Origin of the sequence: Microbispora sp. CSR-4, from assembly GCF_008033685.1 — a bacterium.
Taxonomy (GTDB): domain Bacteria; phylum Actinomycetota; class Actinomycetes; order Streptosporangiales; family Streptosporangiaceae; genus Microbispora.
On the sequence record NZ_VJVX01000013.1, the window covers coordinates 126,345 to 143,480 of the forward strand.

The 17,136-nt window shown below is 68.9% G+C and carries 13 protein-coding genes; 11 read left to right on the plus strand and 2 right to left on the minus strand.

Annotated features, from left to right (window positions below; genetic code table 11):
- Positions 1 to 31: 31 nt before the first annotated feature.
- Positions 32 to 1,870, minus strand: coding sequence for a serine/threonine-protein kinase (locus FLV34_RS13015; RefSeq protein WP_147943201.1), 1,839 nt, complete (start codon positions 1,868 to 1,870; stop codon positions 32 to 34).
- Positions 1,871 to 2,077: 207 nt separating this feature from the next.
- Between FLV34_RS13015 and FLV34_RS13020 the strand changes: the two genes are divergently transcribed.
- From FLV34_RS13020 to FLV34_RS13070, 11 genes are all read left to right on the plus strand, one after another.
- Positions 2,078 to 2,716 carry a DUF4352 domain-containing protein gene (locus tag FLV34_RS13020; RefSeq protein WP_147943202.1) on the plus strand — a complete coding sequence of 213 codons (639 nt, stop codon included), beginning with the start codon at positions 2,078 to 2,080 and terminating at the stop codon, positions 2,714 to 2,716.
- On the plus strand, positions 2,713 to 3,744 hold the full coding sequence (locus FLV34_RS13025; protein ID WP_244312810.1) for an ADP-ribosylglycohydrolase family protein: 1,032 nt from the start codon (positions 2,713 to 2,715) through the stop codon (positions 3,742 to 3,744). The genes FLV34_RS13020 and FLV34_RS13025 overlap by 4 nt, the downstream gene beginning before the upstream one ends.
- Before the next feature lie 11 nt (positions 3,745 to 3,755).
- Positions 3,756 to 4,355 carry a hypothetical protein gene (locus FLV34_RS13030; protein WP_142620902.1) on the plus strand — a complete coding sequence of 200 codons (600 nt, stop codon included), beginning with the start codon at positions 3,756 to 3,758 and terminating at the stop codon, positions 4,353 to 4,355.
- A gap of 181 nt (positions 4,356 to 4,536) precedes the next feature.
- On the plus strand, positions 4,537 to 6,330 hold the full coding sequence (locus FLV34_RS13035; RefSeq protein WP_147943203.1) for a hypothetical protein: 1,794 nt from the start codon (positions 4,537 to 4,539) through the stop codon (positions 6,328 to 6,330).
- Complete coding sequence (locus FLV34_RS13040) at positions 6,318 to 6,857, plus strand: hypothetical protein (RefSeq protein ID WP_147943204.1); 540 nt, start codon at positions 6,318 to 6,320, stop codon at positions 6,855 to 6,857. The genes FLV34_RS13035 and FLV34_RS13040 overlap by 13 nt, the downstream gene beginning before the upstream one ends.
- A gap of 10 nt (positions 6,858 to 6,867) precedes the next feature.
- The gene (locus FLV34_RS13045) at positions 6,868 to 7,539 is read left to right on the plus strand and encodes a VWA domain-containing protein (RefSeq protein WP_147943205.1); all 672 of its coding nucleotides are present in this window, start codon (positions 6,868 to 6,870) and stop codon (positions 7,537 to 7,539) included.
- A gap of 31 nt (positions 7,540 to 7,570) precedes the next feature.
- Positions 7,571 to 8,446: a protein phosphatase 2C domain-containing protein gene (locus FLV34_RS13050; protein WP_142620895.1), complete on the plus strand. Its 876-nt coding sequence runs from the start codon at positions 7,571 to 7,573 to the stop codon at positions 8,444 to 8,446.
- Positions 8,447 to 10,015, plus strand: coding sequence for a hypothetical protein (locus FLV34_RS13055; RefSeq protein WP_142620893.1), 1,569 nt, complete (start codon positions 8,447 to 8,449; stop codon positions 10,013 to 10,015).
- Positions 10,012 to 11,337: a BREX system ATP-binding protein BrxD gene (gene brxD, locus FLV34_RS13060; protein WP_142620891.1), complete on the plus strand. Its 1,326-nt coding sequence runs from the start codon at positions 10,012 to 10,014 to the stop codon at positions 11,335 to 11,337. Before FLV34_RS13055 ends, brxD begins: the two co-directional genes overlap by 4 nt.
- Entirely contained in the window at positions 11,334 to 13,427 is a 2,094-nt protein-coding gene (locus tag FLV34_RS13065; protein ID WP_147943206.1) for a DEAD/DEAH box helicase, read from the plus strand. Before brxD ends, FLV34_RS13065 begins: the two co-directional genes overlap by 4 nt.
- 130 nt (positions 13,428 to 13,557) lie before the next feature.
- Entirely contained in the window at positions 13,558 to 16,437 is a 2,880-nt protein-coding gene (locus tag FLV34_RS13070) for a tetratricopeptide repeat protein (RefSeq protein ID WP_147943207.1), read from the plus strand.
- 530 nt (positions 16,438 to 16,967) lie between these two features.
- Here the strand turns inward: FLV34_RS13070 and FLV34_RS43370 are convergent.
- Entirely contained in the window at positions 16,968 to 17,117 is a 150-nt protein-coding gene (locus FLV34_RS43370; protein WP_369074152.1) for an integrase core domain-containing protein, read from the minus strand.
- Positions 17,118 to 17,136: the final 19 nt, after the last annotated feature.

The following is a 17,136-nucleotide window of genomic DNA, read 5'->3' on the forward strand; positions in this document are numbered from 1 at the left end:
CTCACGCCGTCAAGATTTACGTGTACGGCGTTCACAGTTTAGCCGCATGCTTATAACCCCGGAGGTCAGCCGAAGCGATGATCTGCCTGAACCCCTTCCGGTCCTCCGGATGCGCGCTCAGCACGTAGAAGGCGACCTTCGACTGCGGGAGATACCAGATCATCATCGTGTACGTGAGGTTGACCTCGCAGGCGACCTGCCACTCCCGGTAGTACGCCTTCCTGCCGTCGCGCATCTTCGCCAGCCCGGAGTGGACGAGCCGCGAGGCATAGGGATCGATGCCGTAGTACAGCCCCGCCTCTCCCTCGTCCTCCGAAACCGATCCGTACGGATCGCGGAGCACGCCCCCTCCCGTCAGGCAGGGCACGTGCTGCCCCCACATGAAGCCGAATTCGGAATCCTCGATGCCGAAGCCCGGCCAGTCGTCCTTCGTCGACGTGAGCTCGACGGCCATGGAATCGGGGCGGCAGAAGAAGTCCCAGGGACCGTCGGCTCCCCCTGACCGGGGAGACTCCACGCAGGCCCGATCGTCGCCGTCGGTGGTCATCCGCCAGCCTTTGGGGAGCGTCAGCGAGACGCCCTTGAAGGACACCCTCCTGCTCTCGGCCTCCGGCTTCTTCTTCGGGCTCTCCGCCGGCGTCGGAGTGGCCGTGGCCGTCGTGACCGGGACCGTCGTGGCCGTCGCTGTCGTGGCGGGGGCCGGCACCGAGGCTGCAGGCGCTGCCTGGGAGACGGCGGGTGTGGAACGTTCCGATGCGGACGCGGCGATGATGGCGGTCACAGTGATCAGGGTGACCGCGGCCGCGGTCGCCACGTAGGCGTGGATCCACGACGCTCCGGATCGCCGGGCGACGACTGTCACCGGTGCGCCGTCGGCTCCGGAGACAGCCCCGGCGGACTCGACCGCCGCCGGGGCGGTCGCCGGTTCCTCCGGCCGCAGGACCTTGGTCGGCGGAGCGGGAGCGACGCGGACCTCCGGCCAGCCGGGCGCCTCGTGGGGCGGGAGCACCCAGGTCCGCTGGATGAACGAGGTGACGTCGCCCGGTTCCGTCCCGGGCTCCTCGCCCTGCCAGGTCTCGGTCACCGCCGCGAGGACGTCGGCGGCGGCGGGCCGCTGCGCGGGGTCCTTGGCCAGTGCCCGGCCGACGAGGTCACGCAGGTCCTCCGGCACGGCCTGGAGGTCGGGGATCTGCTCGCGCACCCGGTAGGCCAGCACCTCGGGACGGCCGGTGCCGTACGGCGGCTCGCCCGTGGTCGCGTACAGCACCAGCAGGCCCCAGCCGTAGACGTCGGCCGGGGTGCCGGCATGGCCCTCGCCGTACTCCTCGGGGCTGATCCACCCGGGCGAGCCGATCAGCGTGCCGGTGTGCGTCATCGAGGTGGAGTCGAGGACCTTGGCGATACCGAAGTCGATGAGCCGGGGCCCCTGCGGCGAGCAGATCACATTCGGCGGCTTCAGATCGCGGTGCACGACCCCGGCGGCGTGCATGGCCACGAGCGCCTCCGCGACTCCGGCGGCCAGGCCGTACAGTGCGTCGCCGGTCAGCGGCCCCTCGGCCTGCACGTGCTGTTCGAGCGTGGGCCCGGGAATGAACTCCGTCGCCAGCCACGGGCGCTCGGTCCCGGCATCGGAGTCGAGCACACGGGCGAGACAGGCTCCCTCGACTCCGGCGAGTACGGAGGTCTCCCGGCTGAAGCGGCGACGGAACTCGAGGTCGACCGACAGGGTCTCGTGGACGAGCTTGACCGCCACGCGCCGGCCGGAGCCGTCCACGGCCGCGTAGACGACTCCCATGCCGCCCGCACCGAGACGGCCGACGACCAGGTATGGACCGATCCTGCGTGGATCACCCGTCAACAGCGGCTGCACGCACCCTCCGTGCTGATGTCACAAGGCGCGACCGGTTTGGGCGGATTCACCGCTTTGCGCGCCGCAAGTAACATGACACAGAGCCATGTGTGAATGCAACCCGTAAATAAGTTGTGTGCGCGATTCACAGCATGCTTTACTTGCAGCCGTCCCCGTTCACACCCCCGCCGCGGACTCCCGGCCGGCAACGACGAAGAAGGCGTCCCCATGCACTCGAACCCGCAGCAGCCGCCGCACGGCTACCCGCCGCCCTACCCCCAGACCGTCGTCGTGCAGAAGAAGGGCGGCGGCTGCCTGAAAGCGCTCCTGATCGGCGCCGCCGTGCTCGCGGGCCTGATCGTCCTTGGAACGACCCTCAAGGGCGGTGGGCAGAGCGACACCCAGGCGAGCCTGACCGACACACCCGAGCACGCCACCCAGACCCACAAGGCGAAGAAGCCGCAGGTCCCCGGGCTGGGCGACGTGGTCAAGGACGGCAAGTTCGCGTTCAAGGTCACCAAGGTCGAGAAGGGACTGTCCCAGGTCGGTGAGGGCTTCACGGTCTCCAAGGCCCAGGGGCAGTACGTCCTGATCCACCTGACCGTGAAGAACATCGGCGACGAGGCGCAGATGTTCAGCGACTCGGCGCAGAAGCTCATCGACGCCAAGGGCCGCACGTTCGACGCCGACTCCGGAGCCGCCGCGCTCGGGCTCAAGGACTCCAATGCGTTCCTCAACAACATCAACCCGGGGAACTCGGTCAACGGCATCCTGCTGTTCGACGTGCCGAAAGACGTCAGGCTCAAGGCGGTCGAGCTGCACGACTCGCTGTTCTCCGATGGTGTGACCGTCTCCCTGGCACGGTGAGCGTGGGCTACTACTCCAGCGTCATGGGCTGCATGCTCGGCGGCGCCGTCGGAGACGCTCTGGGCAGCCCCGTCGAGTTCATGTCCCTGGCACAGATCCGCGCCACTCATGGACCGGACGGACTGCGCGACATGGTCTCGACCGAGGTCACCGACGACACGCAGATGACCCTGTTCACGGCGGAAGGGCTGATCCGCGCACGGCTTCACCGCATCGACCCCGTCGAGGCCGTCCGGAACTCCTACCTCCGCTGGCTCGACACGCAGCAGTTCCCCGAGCCGCCGGCCGCGGACGACGCCCTGCGCAACGGGTGGCTCAGGCGAGAGAGGTGGCTGTACGCGGTGCGGGCGCCGGGCATGGCCTGCCTGTCCGGGCTGTACGCCGCCGGGCGGCACGTGAACGTCCCCGCCCCCGGCGCCATCGGCGAGATCAACCCGCTCTCCAAGGGCTGCGGGTCCGTGATGCGTTCCGCGCCCTTCGGACTGTCGGTGTTCGACCCGTTCGAGACGGCGGCCCGCTGCTCCTACCTCACCCACGGGCATCCCACGGCCTCGCTGTCCGCCGGAGCGTTCGCCGCGATCATCCACGACCTCGTTCACGGCGACCCGCTGGAGCAGGCCGTACGACGGGCGCTCGGCCGGCTCACCACCTGTCCCGCGCACGAGGAGACCGTCAGCGCGCTGCGCGCCGCCGTCCACCTGGCCGCCGGGCCCGAGCCGACAGCCGAAGCGGTCGAATCCCTCGGGGCGGGGTGGGTCGCGGCGGAGGCTCTCGCGATCGCCGTCTACTGCGCGCTCGCCGAGCCGGACCCGGGAAAGGCCCTCCTTCTGGCGGTCAACCACTCCGGCGACTCCGACTCCACCGGCGCCATCTGCGGCAGCATCCTCGGCGCACGGCACGGGTTCAGGTTCCTGCCCGCCGAATGGGTCGACGCGGTGGAAGGCCGCCGGACCCTCGTGAAGATCACCTACGACCTCCTGACGGAACCCACCTCACACAGTTATTGGACCGACCGCTATCCCCGCTGAGGAGAACGCCCATGTTCCGCCGCATGCTCGCCGTACTGGCCCTGACCACCGCCGCCCTCACGACGCCGGCCACCGCCCACGCCGACACGACCTACCGGGGCGATGGTGACGACGTCATCCGCATCCACGCCACGAAGAAGCCCGGCCTCATCCGTTTCACCCACGACGGCGATTCCAACTTCATCGTCCACACGGTCGACCCGCACGGAAAGGCCGGGGAGTACCTGGTCAACGAGATCGGGCCCTACAAGGGCACCGTGCTCTACAACGACTACGGCACCAGGGGCACGATCGGGCTGGAGATCAAGGCCGACGGAGCCTGGACGGCGACGTTCCTGCCCCTGACCAAGGCGCGCTGCTGGTGCTCGGCGACGATCCGGGGCACCGGCGACCAGGTGCTCAAGCTCTCCCCCACCCGCGGGCTGCACACCGTACGCGCCGCGCACGGCGGTGAGTCCAACTTCATCGTGCACGCCTACCCCCGCATCGGCTATTACGGCGACCTGCTCTTCAACGAGATCGGCCGCTACAAGGGCAAGGCCCTCCTGCCCGTCGGCACCCGGCTTGTCACGGTCCACGCCGACGGTGCCTGGACCCTCACCCGGAACTGACGGCCGGGATCCAACGTCACCCCCACCCGCATAGGCATTTCTAACCATTTGCCGGTGCAATAGTTGACACTTGCACCACGCAATCGGGAAGATCACGCCGATTTCTCGCGTCTGGACCGGTCCATCCGGAATCCCCTTTGACGCTGACCCGAATCTAACGAGAGGACATCGGTCTTCCGTGATGGACCAGGATCTTGCCGCTGAACTCCGCGTGCTCGCCAAGCATCCGGGCTTGAAGCCCCGGGCGGAACAGCTTCGCGAGCTGGCGTGGGCCGTCCTGACGCCCGATGAGGCCGAGCGATGGTGCGAGGTGGACCTGTTCGCCGCCTTCCCACCCGGAGAGTCGGTCCGTTCGATCCCGGCCGACTCAAGTATTGGGCACAAGGCACACAAGATCATCGATGTGGTGCAGCCTGTGCTCGTCTTCCTCCCCATCGTCACCACCTGGTTCGGGCTCAAGATGGCCACGACGGCGTACGGCGAGACCCTGGCGGCCGCAGGCGTCGAGGCGGCTCGCCGGCCGTTCCTGGAGATGTGGCAGCAGGGCTTCGACGGAAGGCTGCCGGGCTGGCTGCGGTTCGACAGCATCGCCTTCATGACCCTGGGGGTGATCGGCGCGCTCATCGTCATCACTCTGTGGGAGAGGCTCCTGCGCCGCTCGATCGAGCAGAGGGCCGAGGAAGAGGCGGCCGCCCTTCGCTCACGCCTGCTGGCCGCACTGACCAAGGCGACCTTGCACCTCGGTCAGGTGAAGCTGGCCTCGCCGGCCCGGTTCCAGGCCGAGCTGACCAAGAGCGCGAGCGAGCTGAACAAGGTCGGCAGGACCATGGGCAAGGTTCACACGCAGGTGGTGGAGGAACTCGAGAAGGCGCTGGAGGCCACCGGCCAGGCCACGGACGCGCTGACGGCGGGCGTCGCCGAGGTGCGGGACTCGATCGCGACCCTCGACAAGCACATGGCCGCGGTCTCCTCCGCCGCGGAGACATTGCTGCACTCGGTCGAGCGCACCGCCTACGCCATCGACTCCGTCGGCGAGAAGACGGACAAGGCGGTGGACCGTGTCGGCGACCGGCTCAGCACCGTCATCCTCGACTCGACCAGCGGCGTACGGAAGTCCGTCGACGAGTTGGCGACGCTGACCGAGCAGGCCGTACGCGACATGACGTCGTCCACAGGACAGGTCGTCCGGGATCTGACGACATCCGCGGGGCAGGTCGTGAAGGATCTCGCGGCCTCGACAGGCCTGGTGGTGCGGGATCTGGGAGATTCGACCGGCCAGGCCGTGCGGGACCTGGCGGACTCGACCGGCCAGGTCGTCCGCGACCTCGCGAGCTCGACCGGGCAGGCCGTACGCGACACGGCGGCGAGCCTGGACGCGCGGGTCGGCGAGCTGGTGAGCGCGACGGCCGGGATCGGTTCCGCCGTCGGCCGGGTGGAGACCGCCGCCACCGACAGCGGCGACCGGATCAGCCATGCGCTCACCAGCGGCAGCGGCACCCTCTCCGCCGTGCTCGGCGGCGCCGGAGCCGACATCAGGGAGGCCCTCGACGACTGGGCCGGGACCGCGAGCGCGCATGCCGCGAGGATCGAGATGGTCTCGGACACCGCCGGCCGCACCGTACGGCTGCTGGAGGAGACGCGGGACGCCCTGGACCGGCTGCCCGCGGACCTTGCCAGGTCTCTCCAGGAGGTTCCGGCGGCCGTCCGTGAGGTCACCGGCCCCGAGATCACCGCATTGCAGGCCGCCATCGCCCGGCTGGACGAGGCGGTACGGCAGGCCGCCGCGGCCGTCACCGCCGGCCTCGTCAGCGGTGCCGCGCGATCCTCCGGCGCCGGCACCCCGCCCGGCCCGGACCGCACGCAGGTCCCGGCCGGACCTGCGGATGATCCGCATGGCCAGGCACCCCTCGACACGGGCGCCGCCCCGGGCACCACGGGGAACAGCGGCGAGCGGTCCGAGGGATGGCACTCGTGATCAGCCGTCGCGGTTCGGCGCCGTCGCTGCTCCTCGCAGGCTGGCTGTTCGCCGACCTGCTGCTGGGGCTCACGATCATCATGCTGGGCGCGCAGGCGCCCCCTCCCACCCCGGCCAAGCCCCTTGCGGGTAGGGGAACCGCCTCGCCCTCGCCGAGCCCGTCCCCATCGCCCTGCGTCACCCGCGCCGCCGGGGTGGCCGCCAAGCCCACCAAGATCTCCTTCCGCGTGAACTCCGGCGCCTCGGACAAGGAGCTGCTCGGCACGGTGCGGCGTGAGCTGCTCAAGCACAGGAAGCGCCTGGCCGGACGGCACGCCGGGATGGTGCTGACCTTCGGCGCCAGCGGAGGAGCGGGGGAAGGCGTCCATCTGGCCACGCGAGTCAACGCGGCCGCGAGCAAGGCGTTCCCCAACATCTTCCAGACCGCGGCCACCCGCAACTTCCATGACCTCGCCGCCCCGAGCGGGTCGATCTCCATGGAGATCTACTTCGTCTCCGGCGGCTGCTCCCCCATCACCGAGAGCTGAGGACCACCTGATGAGCGAACAGGTACTCCCCTTCTATCTGGTCTGCGACGAGTCGTACTCCATGCAGGGACCGCCCCTCGATGCCATCAACCAGGAGCTCCCCCTGATCTACCAGGAGATCGCGAGCAACCCGGTCGTGGCGGACCGGGCCAGGCTCGGCATCATCGGGTTCAGCAGCACCGCCGAGGTGCTGCTCCCGCTGGCCGACCTCAACGACGTGCACTCCATTCCGCAGCTGTCCCCGCGCGGCACGACGAGTTATGGCGCCGCGTTCTCCCTGCTCAAGCGCACGATCGAGCAGGACGTCGCGGGGCTGAAGCAGGCCGGGCACGCGCCGTACCGGCCCACGGTGTTCTTCCTCACCGACGGCCTCCCGACGGACGAGTGGCACGTCGAGCACAAGGAGCTGGTCAGCCGCGATTTCCGGGCTCATCCGACCATCCTGGCGTTCGGCTTCGGCGACGTGGATCCGGCGACTCTGCAGCAGGTGGCCACGTTCCGGGCGTTCATCGCCAACGGCGACATGTCGCCGACACAGGCTCTCCGCGAGTTCGCGCGGCAGCTGCTCAACTCCGTCGTCCAGTCGGCCGTCGCGTCGTCGTCCAATCCCTCGGGCACGGCCCAGCTCATCATCCCCGACCAGGTGCCGGGCTACACGGTCCTCGCCCCCGACCCGCTCTGATCGCGAACCGTACCCGGAAGAGGAACCGCACATGGAACAGGTCCAGGAGCACGAGGCGCCCGCGGCGGCGGAGACGGTGCCCGGGTTTCCCCAGCCGCTCGTCATCGGCCGCGAGCCGCGGGTGATCTCACAGCCGGGTCCGCTGCCTGCGGTACGGCGGCCGGACACCGAAATCGACGGCGCCGCGCTGCCCGGGCTGGAGGTGCGTGCCGCATCGATCCGAGGCGACGCGCACCGCTACTACGGCACCGTACGTCAGGACGCGATGGGGCTCTGGCACGACGGCGAGGGCACGCTGCTGGCCTGCGTGGCGGACGGGCTGGGCAGCAAGGAGGGCTCGCATGTCGGAGCGGCCACGGCCTGCGAGGTCGCGCAGGCGTATCTCTCCACGCTGCCGATCGCCCCTGACTACATGACGGACGCCCGGGAGTTCGTCGACGGCATCGCCGGCGACATCCGCGACCGGGCGGACGAGCGCGGGATGCCGCCGGACGAGTTGTCCACGACGTTCCTCGCCGCCAGGATCCGGGAGGTGCCCGAGACGTCCGTGCACCGCGCCGTGCTGGTCCGGGTCGGCGACTGCATGGCGTGGCACCTGCACAGGGGCGTCTGGACACCGTGCTTCGGCGAGGACGACGCCGACGCGGGGGTCTCGACCTCGGCGACCCACGCGCTGCCTCGCGATATCGAGCACGTGGAAGTCGGCTATGCCGACCTGTATCCAGGCGACATGCTGCTGCTGTGCACCGACGGCCTGGCCAAGCCGATGCGGGGGCCGCAGGTGAGCTCCCGGTTGGCGAGCTGGTGGAGCCGGCCGCCGTCCCTGCCCGAGTTCTTCTGGCAGATGAGCTTCCGGGCGAAGACGCACGACGACGACCGGACCGCCGTGTGCATCTGGAGGGTCTGAATGGCCTTCACGCCCCATCCGCTCGACCGGCACCGTGCGACGCTGCCCCTGGAGTCCGACCCCCTCGACAAGGGCGGCCAGGGGGTGGTCACCCGTGTGCTCGGGCCGGAGAACCTCGTCTACAAGGAGTACATGCCGCAGGCCGGCCAGGTGAACGGCGCGGCACTTGCGGAGCTCGTCGAGTTCGGTCATCGCCAGACGGCCACCGAGGTGCGCGCGCTGCTGCACCAGTGCGCCTGGCCCGTCGCGAGGGTCGTGCACGGGGGCCAGGTGACCGGCTTCCTGATGCCGCACGTGCCCCGGGACTTCTACGGCACGATCGGCGGTAAGCCCAAGCTCGTCGAGCTGCAATATCTGCTGTACGAACCGAACTGGGCGTGGCAGGACCTGCACCAGCCGGACGTCCACGGCCGCCTTGAGATCGCGACGCTGGCCGCCAAGCTGATCGACCTGCTGCACACCCACGGGTGGATCGTCGGGGACCTTTCCTTCCGGAACCTCCTGTGGCGCCCGGGCCAGCCGTACAAGGTCTTCATGCTCGACTGCGACGGCCTGCGCCGGCACGGGGCGGAACCGGTGTTGCGGCAGGCGCACACGCCGGACTGGAATGATCCCTACCAGCCCTCCAGCGGGCCGGACATGGACACCGACCGATACAAGCTCGCGCTGCTGGTCGGCCGGGTGCTCTCGCGGACCCCGTCCGTGCGGCCCGGTGACGAGCCGGCGCTGCTCCCCGGCCTGCCGGACCATGTGGTCACCGCTGTCGGGGAGCTCTTCACCCGTGCGCAGGGCCCGCGCGGCACACGTCCGATCGCGGCCGAGTGGGTCCAGGCTCTCATCGGCCGCAAGCGCATCGCGGTGACCCGGCCCGCTCGGCAACAGCGGTCCGTGCACTCCGGGCCTGACGCCCCGATCCGCCTGCCGGGCACGGGCCGTGTCAGTGTGCCGGTCAGCAGGCCGGCACGGGGAAGCAGACCGCCCCTGCCGCCGCCACCGTCCCCACCGTCCACGGAACGGAGCTGGACGTCGGTCTCTCCCATGGGCGGACCGACGACGCCCGCAAAGGACGGGAACAGGCGTCAGCCCGCGCATCAGCCGCGTGTCTCCCGACCGGGCGAGACCATCTGCGGCCTCCCCGTGGCACACGAACCGGTGCGCTCCAAGCCCGCACCTGCCGCCCCTCCCCCAGCACCGGTGCCCGTAACACCTGCCCAGCCGATTGCACCTCCTGCGGCAGTGACAGCTCTGCCAACCCTTGGTCAGCGGGTGGTGGCCTCGGATACCTATGCCGAGCAGCGGCGGCTGGCTCCCCGGGGCGGCGTCGTCGATGACGATACGGTCGCCCGGATCATCGACCACCTCGCCGGGGGCACCGGACGGGGCTCGGTGGCGGACATCGCGCAGCGGCTCGGCGAGACGCCTGACCGGACGGTCCTGTTGATGCGGGCGCTGAAGAACCTGCTCAACGTGGAGCAGACCGATGTGATCATGCTCAAGGACCGCGACCGTACGGTCGAGCTGAACGTGCGACTGCTGGAAGAGCAGTTCCTCGAGGAGGATGAACCGTGACGGCGAAGGTGAGCCGGGCAAGGCGGCGGCAGATCATCGACGCTCTCGGCCGCGGGACCGTGCCGCGCAACGGCCTGGATCTGTTCGCGGTCGGCATGGAGCGGTTCGAGAAGGCGCTCGACGACGATCTGACGGCGGTGACCGCCGGAAGCTCGGGATTCAAGGCGGTTCGCGGCGAGTACGGCTCGGGCAAGACGTTCTTCGCCCGCTGGCTGGCCGAAAGGGCCAAGCGGAAGAAGATGGCGACCAGCGAGATCCAGATCTCGGACCGGACCACGCCTCTGCACCGGCTGGAGACCGTCTACCGGTCGTTGATCGGTGGGTTGAGCACCGCGAGCTCGCCGCCGAGCGCGTTGCAGGACATCGTGGACACATGGCTTCTCGCTCTGGAGGATGACGCCGGGGTCGCGAAGGACGACCGCAGGGCGATGAGCACCGCGGTCGAGGAGCTCATCGAGTCACGGCTGGCCGAGACCGCGAAGAACGCGCCGGCGTTCGCGACCGCGCTGCGTTTCTACCGCCGCGCCAGGCTGTCGGGCGACCATGCGACCGCGGACGGCCTGCTCGCCTGGGTGCGCGGCGAGCCGAACGTCGCGTCGAGCATCCGCCGCTATGCCGGGCTCAAGGGGGACGTCGACTCGACTTCGGCCCTGTATTTCCTGCAGGGCCTGCTCGTGGTGCTGCGCGACTGCGGTTATCCGGGGCTGCTGGTCGTGCTCGACGAGGTCGAGACCCTGCAGCGGATGCGCAGCGACAACCGTGAGCGGAGCCTCAACACGCTTCGGCAGCTCATCGACGAGATCGACAAGGGCCGCTTCCCCGGCCTCTATCTCGTCATCACCGGCACTCCCGCCTTCTATGACGGTCAGCAGGGCGTGCAGCGATCCCCGGCCCTGGCCCAGCGGCTGCATTCCGACTTCAAGACCGACGCGCGGTTCGACTCCGCCCGCTCGGTGCAGATCCGGCTCACCGGCTTCGACCGCGACAAGCTGGTCGAGCTGGGCTGCGCCGTACGCGACCTGTACGCCCAGGGAGACCCCGCCGAGCAGCGCATCAGGAACCTCATCGACGACGCGTACGTCAAGGACCTGGCCACCGCCGTCGCCGGGCACCTGGGAGCCGGCGTGGCGCCGCGGATCTTCCTCCGCAAGCTCGTCGCCGACGTGCTCTACCGGGTCTCGGACCACGAGGATTTCGACCCCCGGCGGGACTACCGGCAGGTCACGGTCACAGAGGGAGAGCTGAACGACGACGAGCTGAACGCCTTCCGCCGCGGCCGCCCGGCGGTCTCCGCGGACGATGTGGAGCTCGACCTGCCGTGACCTCGCCGACACTCGCACTTCACCCGACGATCGCGTACCACCTCACCAACACGCTCGGCTGGGCCCGGCTGCGGCCGCTGCAGCAGGAGGCGCTACGTCCCATCGGCGAAGGGCGGGACGCGCTGTTGATCGCGCCGACGGCCGGAGGCAAGACCGAGGCGGCGACGTTCCCGCTACTGTCCGTGATGGAGGAACAGACCTGGACCGGCCTGTCGGTGCTGTACGTCTGCCCGCTGAAGGCCCTGCTCAACAACCTGCTGCCGCGCCTTCAGTCGTACGCGGGCTGGCTCGGCAGGCGGGTCGAGCTCTGGCACGGGGGCGGGTCCGGCTCCCGCCGTCAGGCGATCCTGCGGGATCCGCCCGACATCCTGTTGACCACCCCGGAATCCCTGGAGGCCATGCTCATCAGCAACGGGGTGGACCACCGCCGCCTCCTGGCGGATCTGCGGGCAGTCGTGGTCGACGAGGTGCACGCCTTCGCCCGCGACGATCGGGGCTGGCACCTGCTCGCCGTTCTGGAGCGCCTCACCCGGCTGGCCGGACGGCCGCTCCAGCGCATCGGCCTGTCGGCGACGGTGGGCAATCCTCGTGAACTGCTTTCCTGGCTCCAGGGTTCGGGCGCGGGGAGCCGGCCTGCGGAAGTGATCGCCCCTGGCATGGGAGCGGATTCCGGAGCGGCCGATGTGGAGCTGGACCACGTCGGCTCCGTCGCCAACGCCGCCCGCGTCATCGCGGCACTGCATCAGGGCGAGAAACGGCTCGTCTTCTGCGACTCCCGCAGGATGGTGGAAGAGCTCGGTCAGTTGCTGCGCGACCACGGCGTCACGACGTTCCTCTCCCACTCCTCCCTCTCGGCCGACGAACGGCGCCGCGCTGAAGAGGCCTTCGCCCAGTCTCGCGACTGTGTCATCGTCTCGACCTCCACGCTGGAACTGGGCATCGATGTCGGAGACCTGGATCGAGTCATCCAGATCAACGCTCCGTGGTCGGTCGCGTCGTTCCTCCAGCGCCTGGGCCGTACGGGCAGGCGCTCGGGAGTCAGGCGCAACTGCCTCGTCCTGGGCCTGACCCAGGAGGATCTCCTCGCCTCCGCGGGGCTCCTGCTGCTGTGGAGCACGGGTTACGTCGAGCCCCTGCAGCCGCCGCCCTCGCCTCGGCACATAGTCGCGCAACAACTCCTCGCGCTCGCCCTGCAGGAGGGCCGGATAGGCGACGCCCTGTGGCCGGACTGGTGGCGCGGCCTCGGCCCTTTCCGTGAGCAGCACGCGCGCCCGGTGCTCGACCATCTCATCGACCAGGGCTTCCTCGAGCGAGACGGCGGCGCGCTGCTCGTCGGCCCTCAGGCCGAGCAGCGCTTCGGGCGCCGGAACTTCATGGACCTCACCGCGGTGTTCACGGCCCCGCCGGAGTTCACCGTCCTGCGCGGCAACGCCGAGATCGGCCGGACGGATCCCAGCCTCCTGACGTCCGCCGTCACGGGGCCGCGCCTCCTGCTGCTGGCCGGCCGCACCTGGGTCGTGGACTGGATCGACTGGAAACGACGACGATGCTTCGTCCAGCCCGTTGAAGGAGGCGGCGGCAAGGCCCGCTGGGCGACCACGATGTCCGGCGGCGCTTCCTTCGCCCTGGCACGCGCCATGCGGGACGTCGTTCTGGGCGCCGACCCTCCGGTGAAACTCACCCGCCGGGCGGTGACCGGACTCACGCGGATACGGGAGGACAGCCACGACCTCGTCCACCCGGGCGGCACCGTGATCGTGCGAAACGACGGCGACCTGCAGTGGTGGACCTGGGCCGGATATCGCGCCAACGCCACGATCAAAGCCACGCTCGGCCCGCTCGCCGATCCGACCCAGCGCGTGGACGACCTGCACGTCAGGCTGAGGAACGACCTGACCGGCACTCGGTGGCGGCAGGACCTCGCCGGCGAGCTCAGCCGACCCGACATCGACGACAGGGCGCTGAACGGCCTCAAGTTCAGCGCATTGCTGCCCCGCGAACTCGCCGTCGAGACGCTCGCGACCCGTCTGGCCGATCTCCCCGCCGCGGCCGCCGTGCTTTCGGAGCCCGCGCATTTCACGCTCCGATGAGCATGCCTATCCGGCGATGACCCGGCCTGATCAGTCTGGACCATCCCAGCCGAGTATCTAGAAATTTGTGCCGGTTTTCGGAATGATCAACCGGTTGTCACGTTCCAAAAGAAAGGGATGACTGACGACTATGTCGATCGGCCACCTCGTCGCGCAGTACCAGGCCTATGCGGCAGCCGAGCCAGAGCGGTTCAGTATGACCATCTCCGAGTCGCTGGACGATCTGGTCCTTCGGCTGGGCGATGAGATTCACGGTCTGGAGCAGACGGTGATCGCCGATCCGGACATCGTCCGGGATGAGTTGTCTCGCTCGCTGAAGGCGCTCGCTGATCGGCTCGCCGAGCAGGGGCACCCCGATAACGAGTTGCTCGCGCGCCGCATAGTGCTCGCCCTCTCGGAGGGCCGTGATCGGCTTCAGCTCGCGCGGGCGCTGAGCGAGCTCGCCGTGCCGCTCACGGCGCTGGGCCGGCTCGACGATGCCGTCTCCGTACGGCGCCGCGCTTTCCGCATCCTTCGCACCCTGGCCAAGGAGGACGTTACCCGCTGGCTGGATGTTGCCGCGGAGGCCGAACCGTACAGTGCCCTGCTCGTCCATGTCGGCAGTGTGCTCGACGCGATGATGGTCTGCCGGCAGACGGTCCGCGGCCTCGCTCCACTCGTCGAGATGGGTTTGGACTGGGCGCGGGAACCGTACGCTCGCTGCCTGCTGCGTCTCGCCCAGCGCGTGGCCGAGGACGACGACCTGAAGGAAGGCATCCGGCTGGCGGAGAAGTCCATCGAGCAGTTCCGGGCTCTGGGAGGGGGCTACGGTCTAGCCCTCGCGCTCAACATCCTGAGCAACCTCAAAGTGGACGACGGTGACCTCGCCGGAGCCCTCACGACCTCCCAGGCCGCGCTGGAAGTGGCAAGGAATCTGGCCGACGGCGACTACCGTATGACACTCGCCATGGCGCTGCAGACCACAGCCTTACGGCATGCGGATCTCGAACAGTGGAACCAGGCACACGAGAGCCTCATTGAGGCTGGGGAACTCTTTCCGCTGCTGCTTGCCGAGGATTCCGGAGCGGCCCCGTGGTACGCGAGTTTCCTCAGCAACCTCTCCCAGGTTCAGGCGAAGCTCGGCGATGCGGACGCCGCGGTAGAGACCATGGAAAGGGCCACGCAGCTCTACCGTGACCTTGCCCGGCAGGACCCGGCCGCCTACCTGAGCGAACTCGCGCTCTCCCTCGTCAATCTGAGTCACCGCCACGCGGCCATCGGTCAGCACGCGAAGGCGGTGTATGCGCTCCAGGAGTCGATCAAGCACTACCGTAAGCTACGCAAGGAGGACCGAGAGTGGACATCCGACCTCGCTAGCGCCCACCGCTTCCTTGGCGACCAACTGACAGCACTCGGCCAGCACGAACCGGCGCTGAATGAGACGCGTGCAGCCATCAAGCTCTACCGCGAATGCGCGGACCCTCACCTCGGCGAATCCCTCAAGATCTTGGGAACCCGACTGCATAACCTTGGGCGTACAGAAGAATCGGTGGCAGCCACAGCCGAGGCAGTCGAAATCTTCCGTACCGCTGGAGACCTGCCCCAGCTCGCACACGCGCTGTTCAACCTCGCGATCACGCACAACGTCTCCGACGAAATCAACGAGGCCGTGCGATCCGGCAGGGAGTCCGTCGAGTCGTATCAGCGCCTGTACGACGACGACACAGGCTGGGCCGTGGCCCTCGCTAACGCGCTGAGCTTCCTCGGCTCCGTCCTCGAGCGAGCCGGCCAGTTCGACCATGCGATCACCGCCGTCGAGCGCGCGGTCAGCCTCCTGGAACGGCTCTACGAGCCCGGCGACGATCAGCTCGGTGCGGATCTCGCGCGGGCGCTGCACAACCTGAGCCGCTACCACGAGGAGGAGGGACGCCTGGAGCGAGCGCTGGAGCACATGCGGCGATCCATCTCTCTGTACGGCGAACTGACCCAGCAGGATCGTGACCGGTTCCGCCCCCGACTGGCGAGCGCCTGGCTCTCACTCGCCATCTACCTGTCCCGGCTCGGCGAAGCCGAAGAAGCCAGATCCGCGGCCGCCCTGGCCGTCGATCTCTGCCGGGAGACCGGAGCCCAGGAAGACCTTGCCGATGCGCTCTTCCATCTCAGCAACCGGGAAGCCGACCTTGGCCGTACCGACGAGTGCGTCGCCGCCCTCAGCGCGGCCCTCGAGATCTACGAAGAGCTGTCCCTCGTCCAGCCCGACCCGTACCTTGCCAGGATGGCAATGTCGCTGGACAACCTTGCCACTCGCTATTCGAGCCAGGGCGACCCAGGGCGGGCGCTGCCCCTGCTGGAACGCGCCGCAGACATTTGGGGGCAGATGGACGAGACCGGCCAGCTTGCCGGGACTTTGCAACGGCGGCTCTTTGTCCAGTCCTGCCTCGGGCACGACATCGAGGAGACGGTCGAGCGCGTCACCAACATCCAGCAGGACCTCGCGGTCACGGTCCGCACGCTCAACGACGTGGCCCAGGAGCTGATCGGCGTCGAACTCCTCGACCCCGCGCAGCAGCTCCTGGCTCGCGCCTCCGGGTTGTGGGAAATCCACCTCCTCCAACAGCCCGACGCCGAACCGTTCCCCTACATCCACCTGCTCGACTCAAGAGCCACCATCATGTTCAGGCTCGGGCTTCACGAGGAGGCCGCCGCCGCAGAACTCGGCGTGGTGGAGCTGTTCGAGCCGCTCGCGAAGGAGGATCCCGTCAGCTATCTGGCCGTGCTGGCGACCGTCCGAGCCAGGTTGGCCGATTACCTACGCGCCGCCGGCCGGAACGTCGAGTCCCTCCATCACCAGCGCCAAGTCGTGGAAACCTACGAGAAGCTGGCCGCCTCCGACCCCAGCCGGTACCGGCCCTCCCTCGTCGTCTCCCTGACCGACCTCGGTGAACTGCTTCGAGACCTCGACGACGACGATGCCGACCCTGTACTCACACGGGCCGCCACCCTCCGTGCCGCCCTCTCCGGAGACCTTTGAGTGGCATCGACTCGGATGAGGCCACCGCTGGCCAATATGGGGCTGGTAGTGGGCGGGCTTCGTCGGCCTGGTTTCCTTGCCGGCGCACCCGCGACGCGGGAGAAGGTCGATAGCCGCCGGCGCAGGGCGACCCGCCTGTCGGCCCAAGATCCGGCCTGGTCCGGCCACATCATGTCGCAGGGGGCCGTCCCCTGGATCCCGACGGAATGTCGGTGGGCTGATGCATGCTGAACACTGCGAGCCTGGATTTGTGAGCCTCGATTTGTGAGCCTGGATTTGTGAGGGGGTGTGCGTGCGGAGACCGCGTGATGCCACCGGCCAACGGCGTCAGCCGTACTCCGTTTTCGAGTACGGCGCGCCGACCGGCATCCGGAGGCGTTGCACCACATGTCCCGCACCGACAAGACCGACCCGCTCATCGTCCGGCTCTGGCATGGCGATCTGACCCGCGAGGCCTGCCACGACCACCGCGCCGAGTCCACCTGCGACCTGCCCGCCAGTGAACCGCGCCGAGTTTCGTGGAGGCCGGGTTAGCTGGCTGGGGTGAGGATAGCCGTGGCGGTTTGTGTTCGGTAGTGGGTCTCGAATTCGGCTGGTGGGAGGTCGTTGCAGGCGCTGTGGAGGCGCCGGTTGTTGTACCAGTCGACCCATTCCATGGTGGCGATCTCGACGTCGTCCAGGCCGTTCCACGGGCCGCGC

What these genes read in the sequence shown, in the direction of transcription:
- FLV34_RS13020 (WP_147943202.1), top strand. Translation starts at nt 2,078, where the DNA reads ATGCACTCGAACCCGCAGCAGCCGCCGCACGGCTACCCGCCGCCCTAC.
- FLV34_RS13055 (WP_142620893.1), top strand. Translation starts at nt 8,447, where the DNA reads ATGGCCTTCACGCCCCATCCGCTCGACCGGCACCGTGCGACGCTGCCC.
- FLV34_RS13040 (WP_147943204.1), top strand. Translation starts at nt 6,318, where the DNA reads ATGGCACTCGTGATCAGCCGTCGCGGTTCGGCGCCGTCGCTGCTCCTC.
- FLV34_RS13045 (WP_147943205.1), top strand. Translation starts at nt 6,868, where the DNA reads ATGAGCGAACAGGTACTCCCCTTCTATCTGGTCTGCGACGAGTCGTAC.
- FLV34_RS13070 (WP_147943207.1), top strand. Translation starts at nt 13,558, where the DNA reads ATGTCGATCGGCCACCTCGTCGCGCAGTACCAGGCCTATGCGGCAGCC.
- FLV34_RS13035 (WP_147943203.1), top strand. Translation starts at nt 4,537, where the DNA reads ATGGACCAGGATCTTGCCGCTGAACTCCGCGTGCTCGCCAAGCATCCG.
- FLV34_RS13030 (WP_142620902.1), top strand. Translation starts at nt 3,756, where the DNA reads ATGTTCCGCCGCATGCTCGCCGTACTGGCCCTGACCACCGCCGCCCTC.
- FLV34_RS13050 (WP_142620895.1), top strand. Translation starts at nt 7,571, where the DNA reads ATGGAACAGGTCCAGGAGCACGAGGCGCCCGCGGCGGCGGAGACGGTG.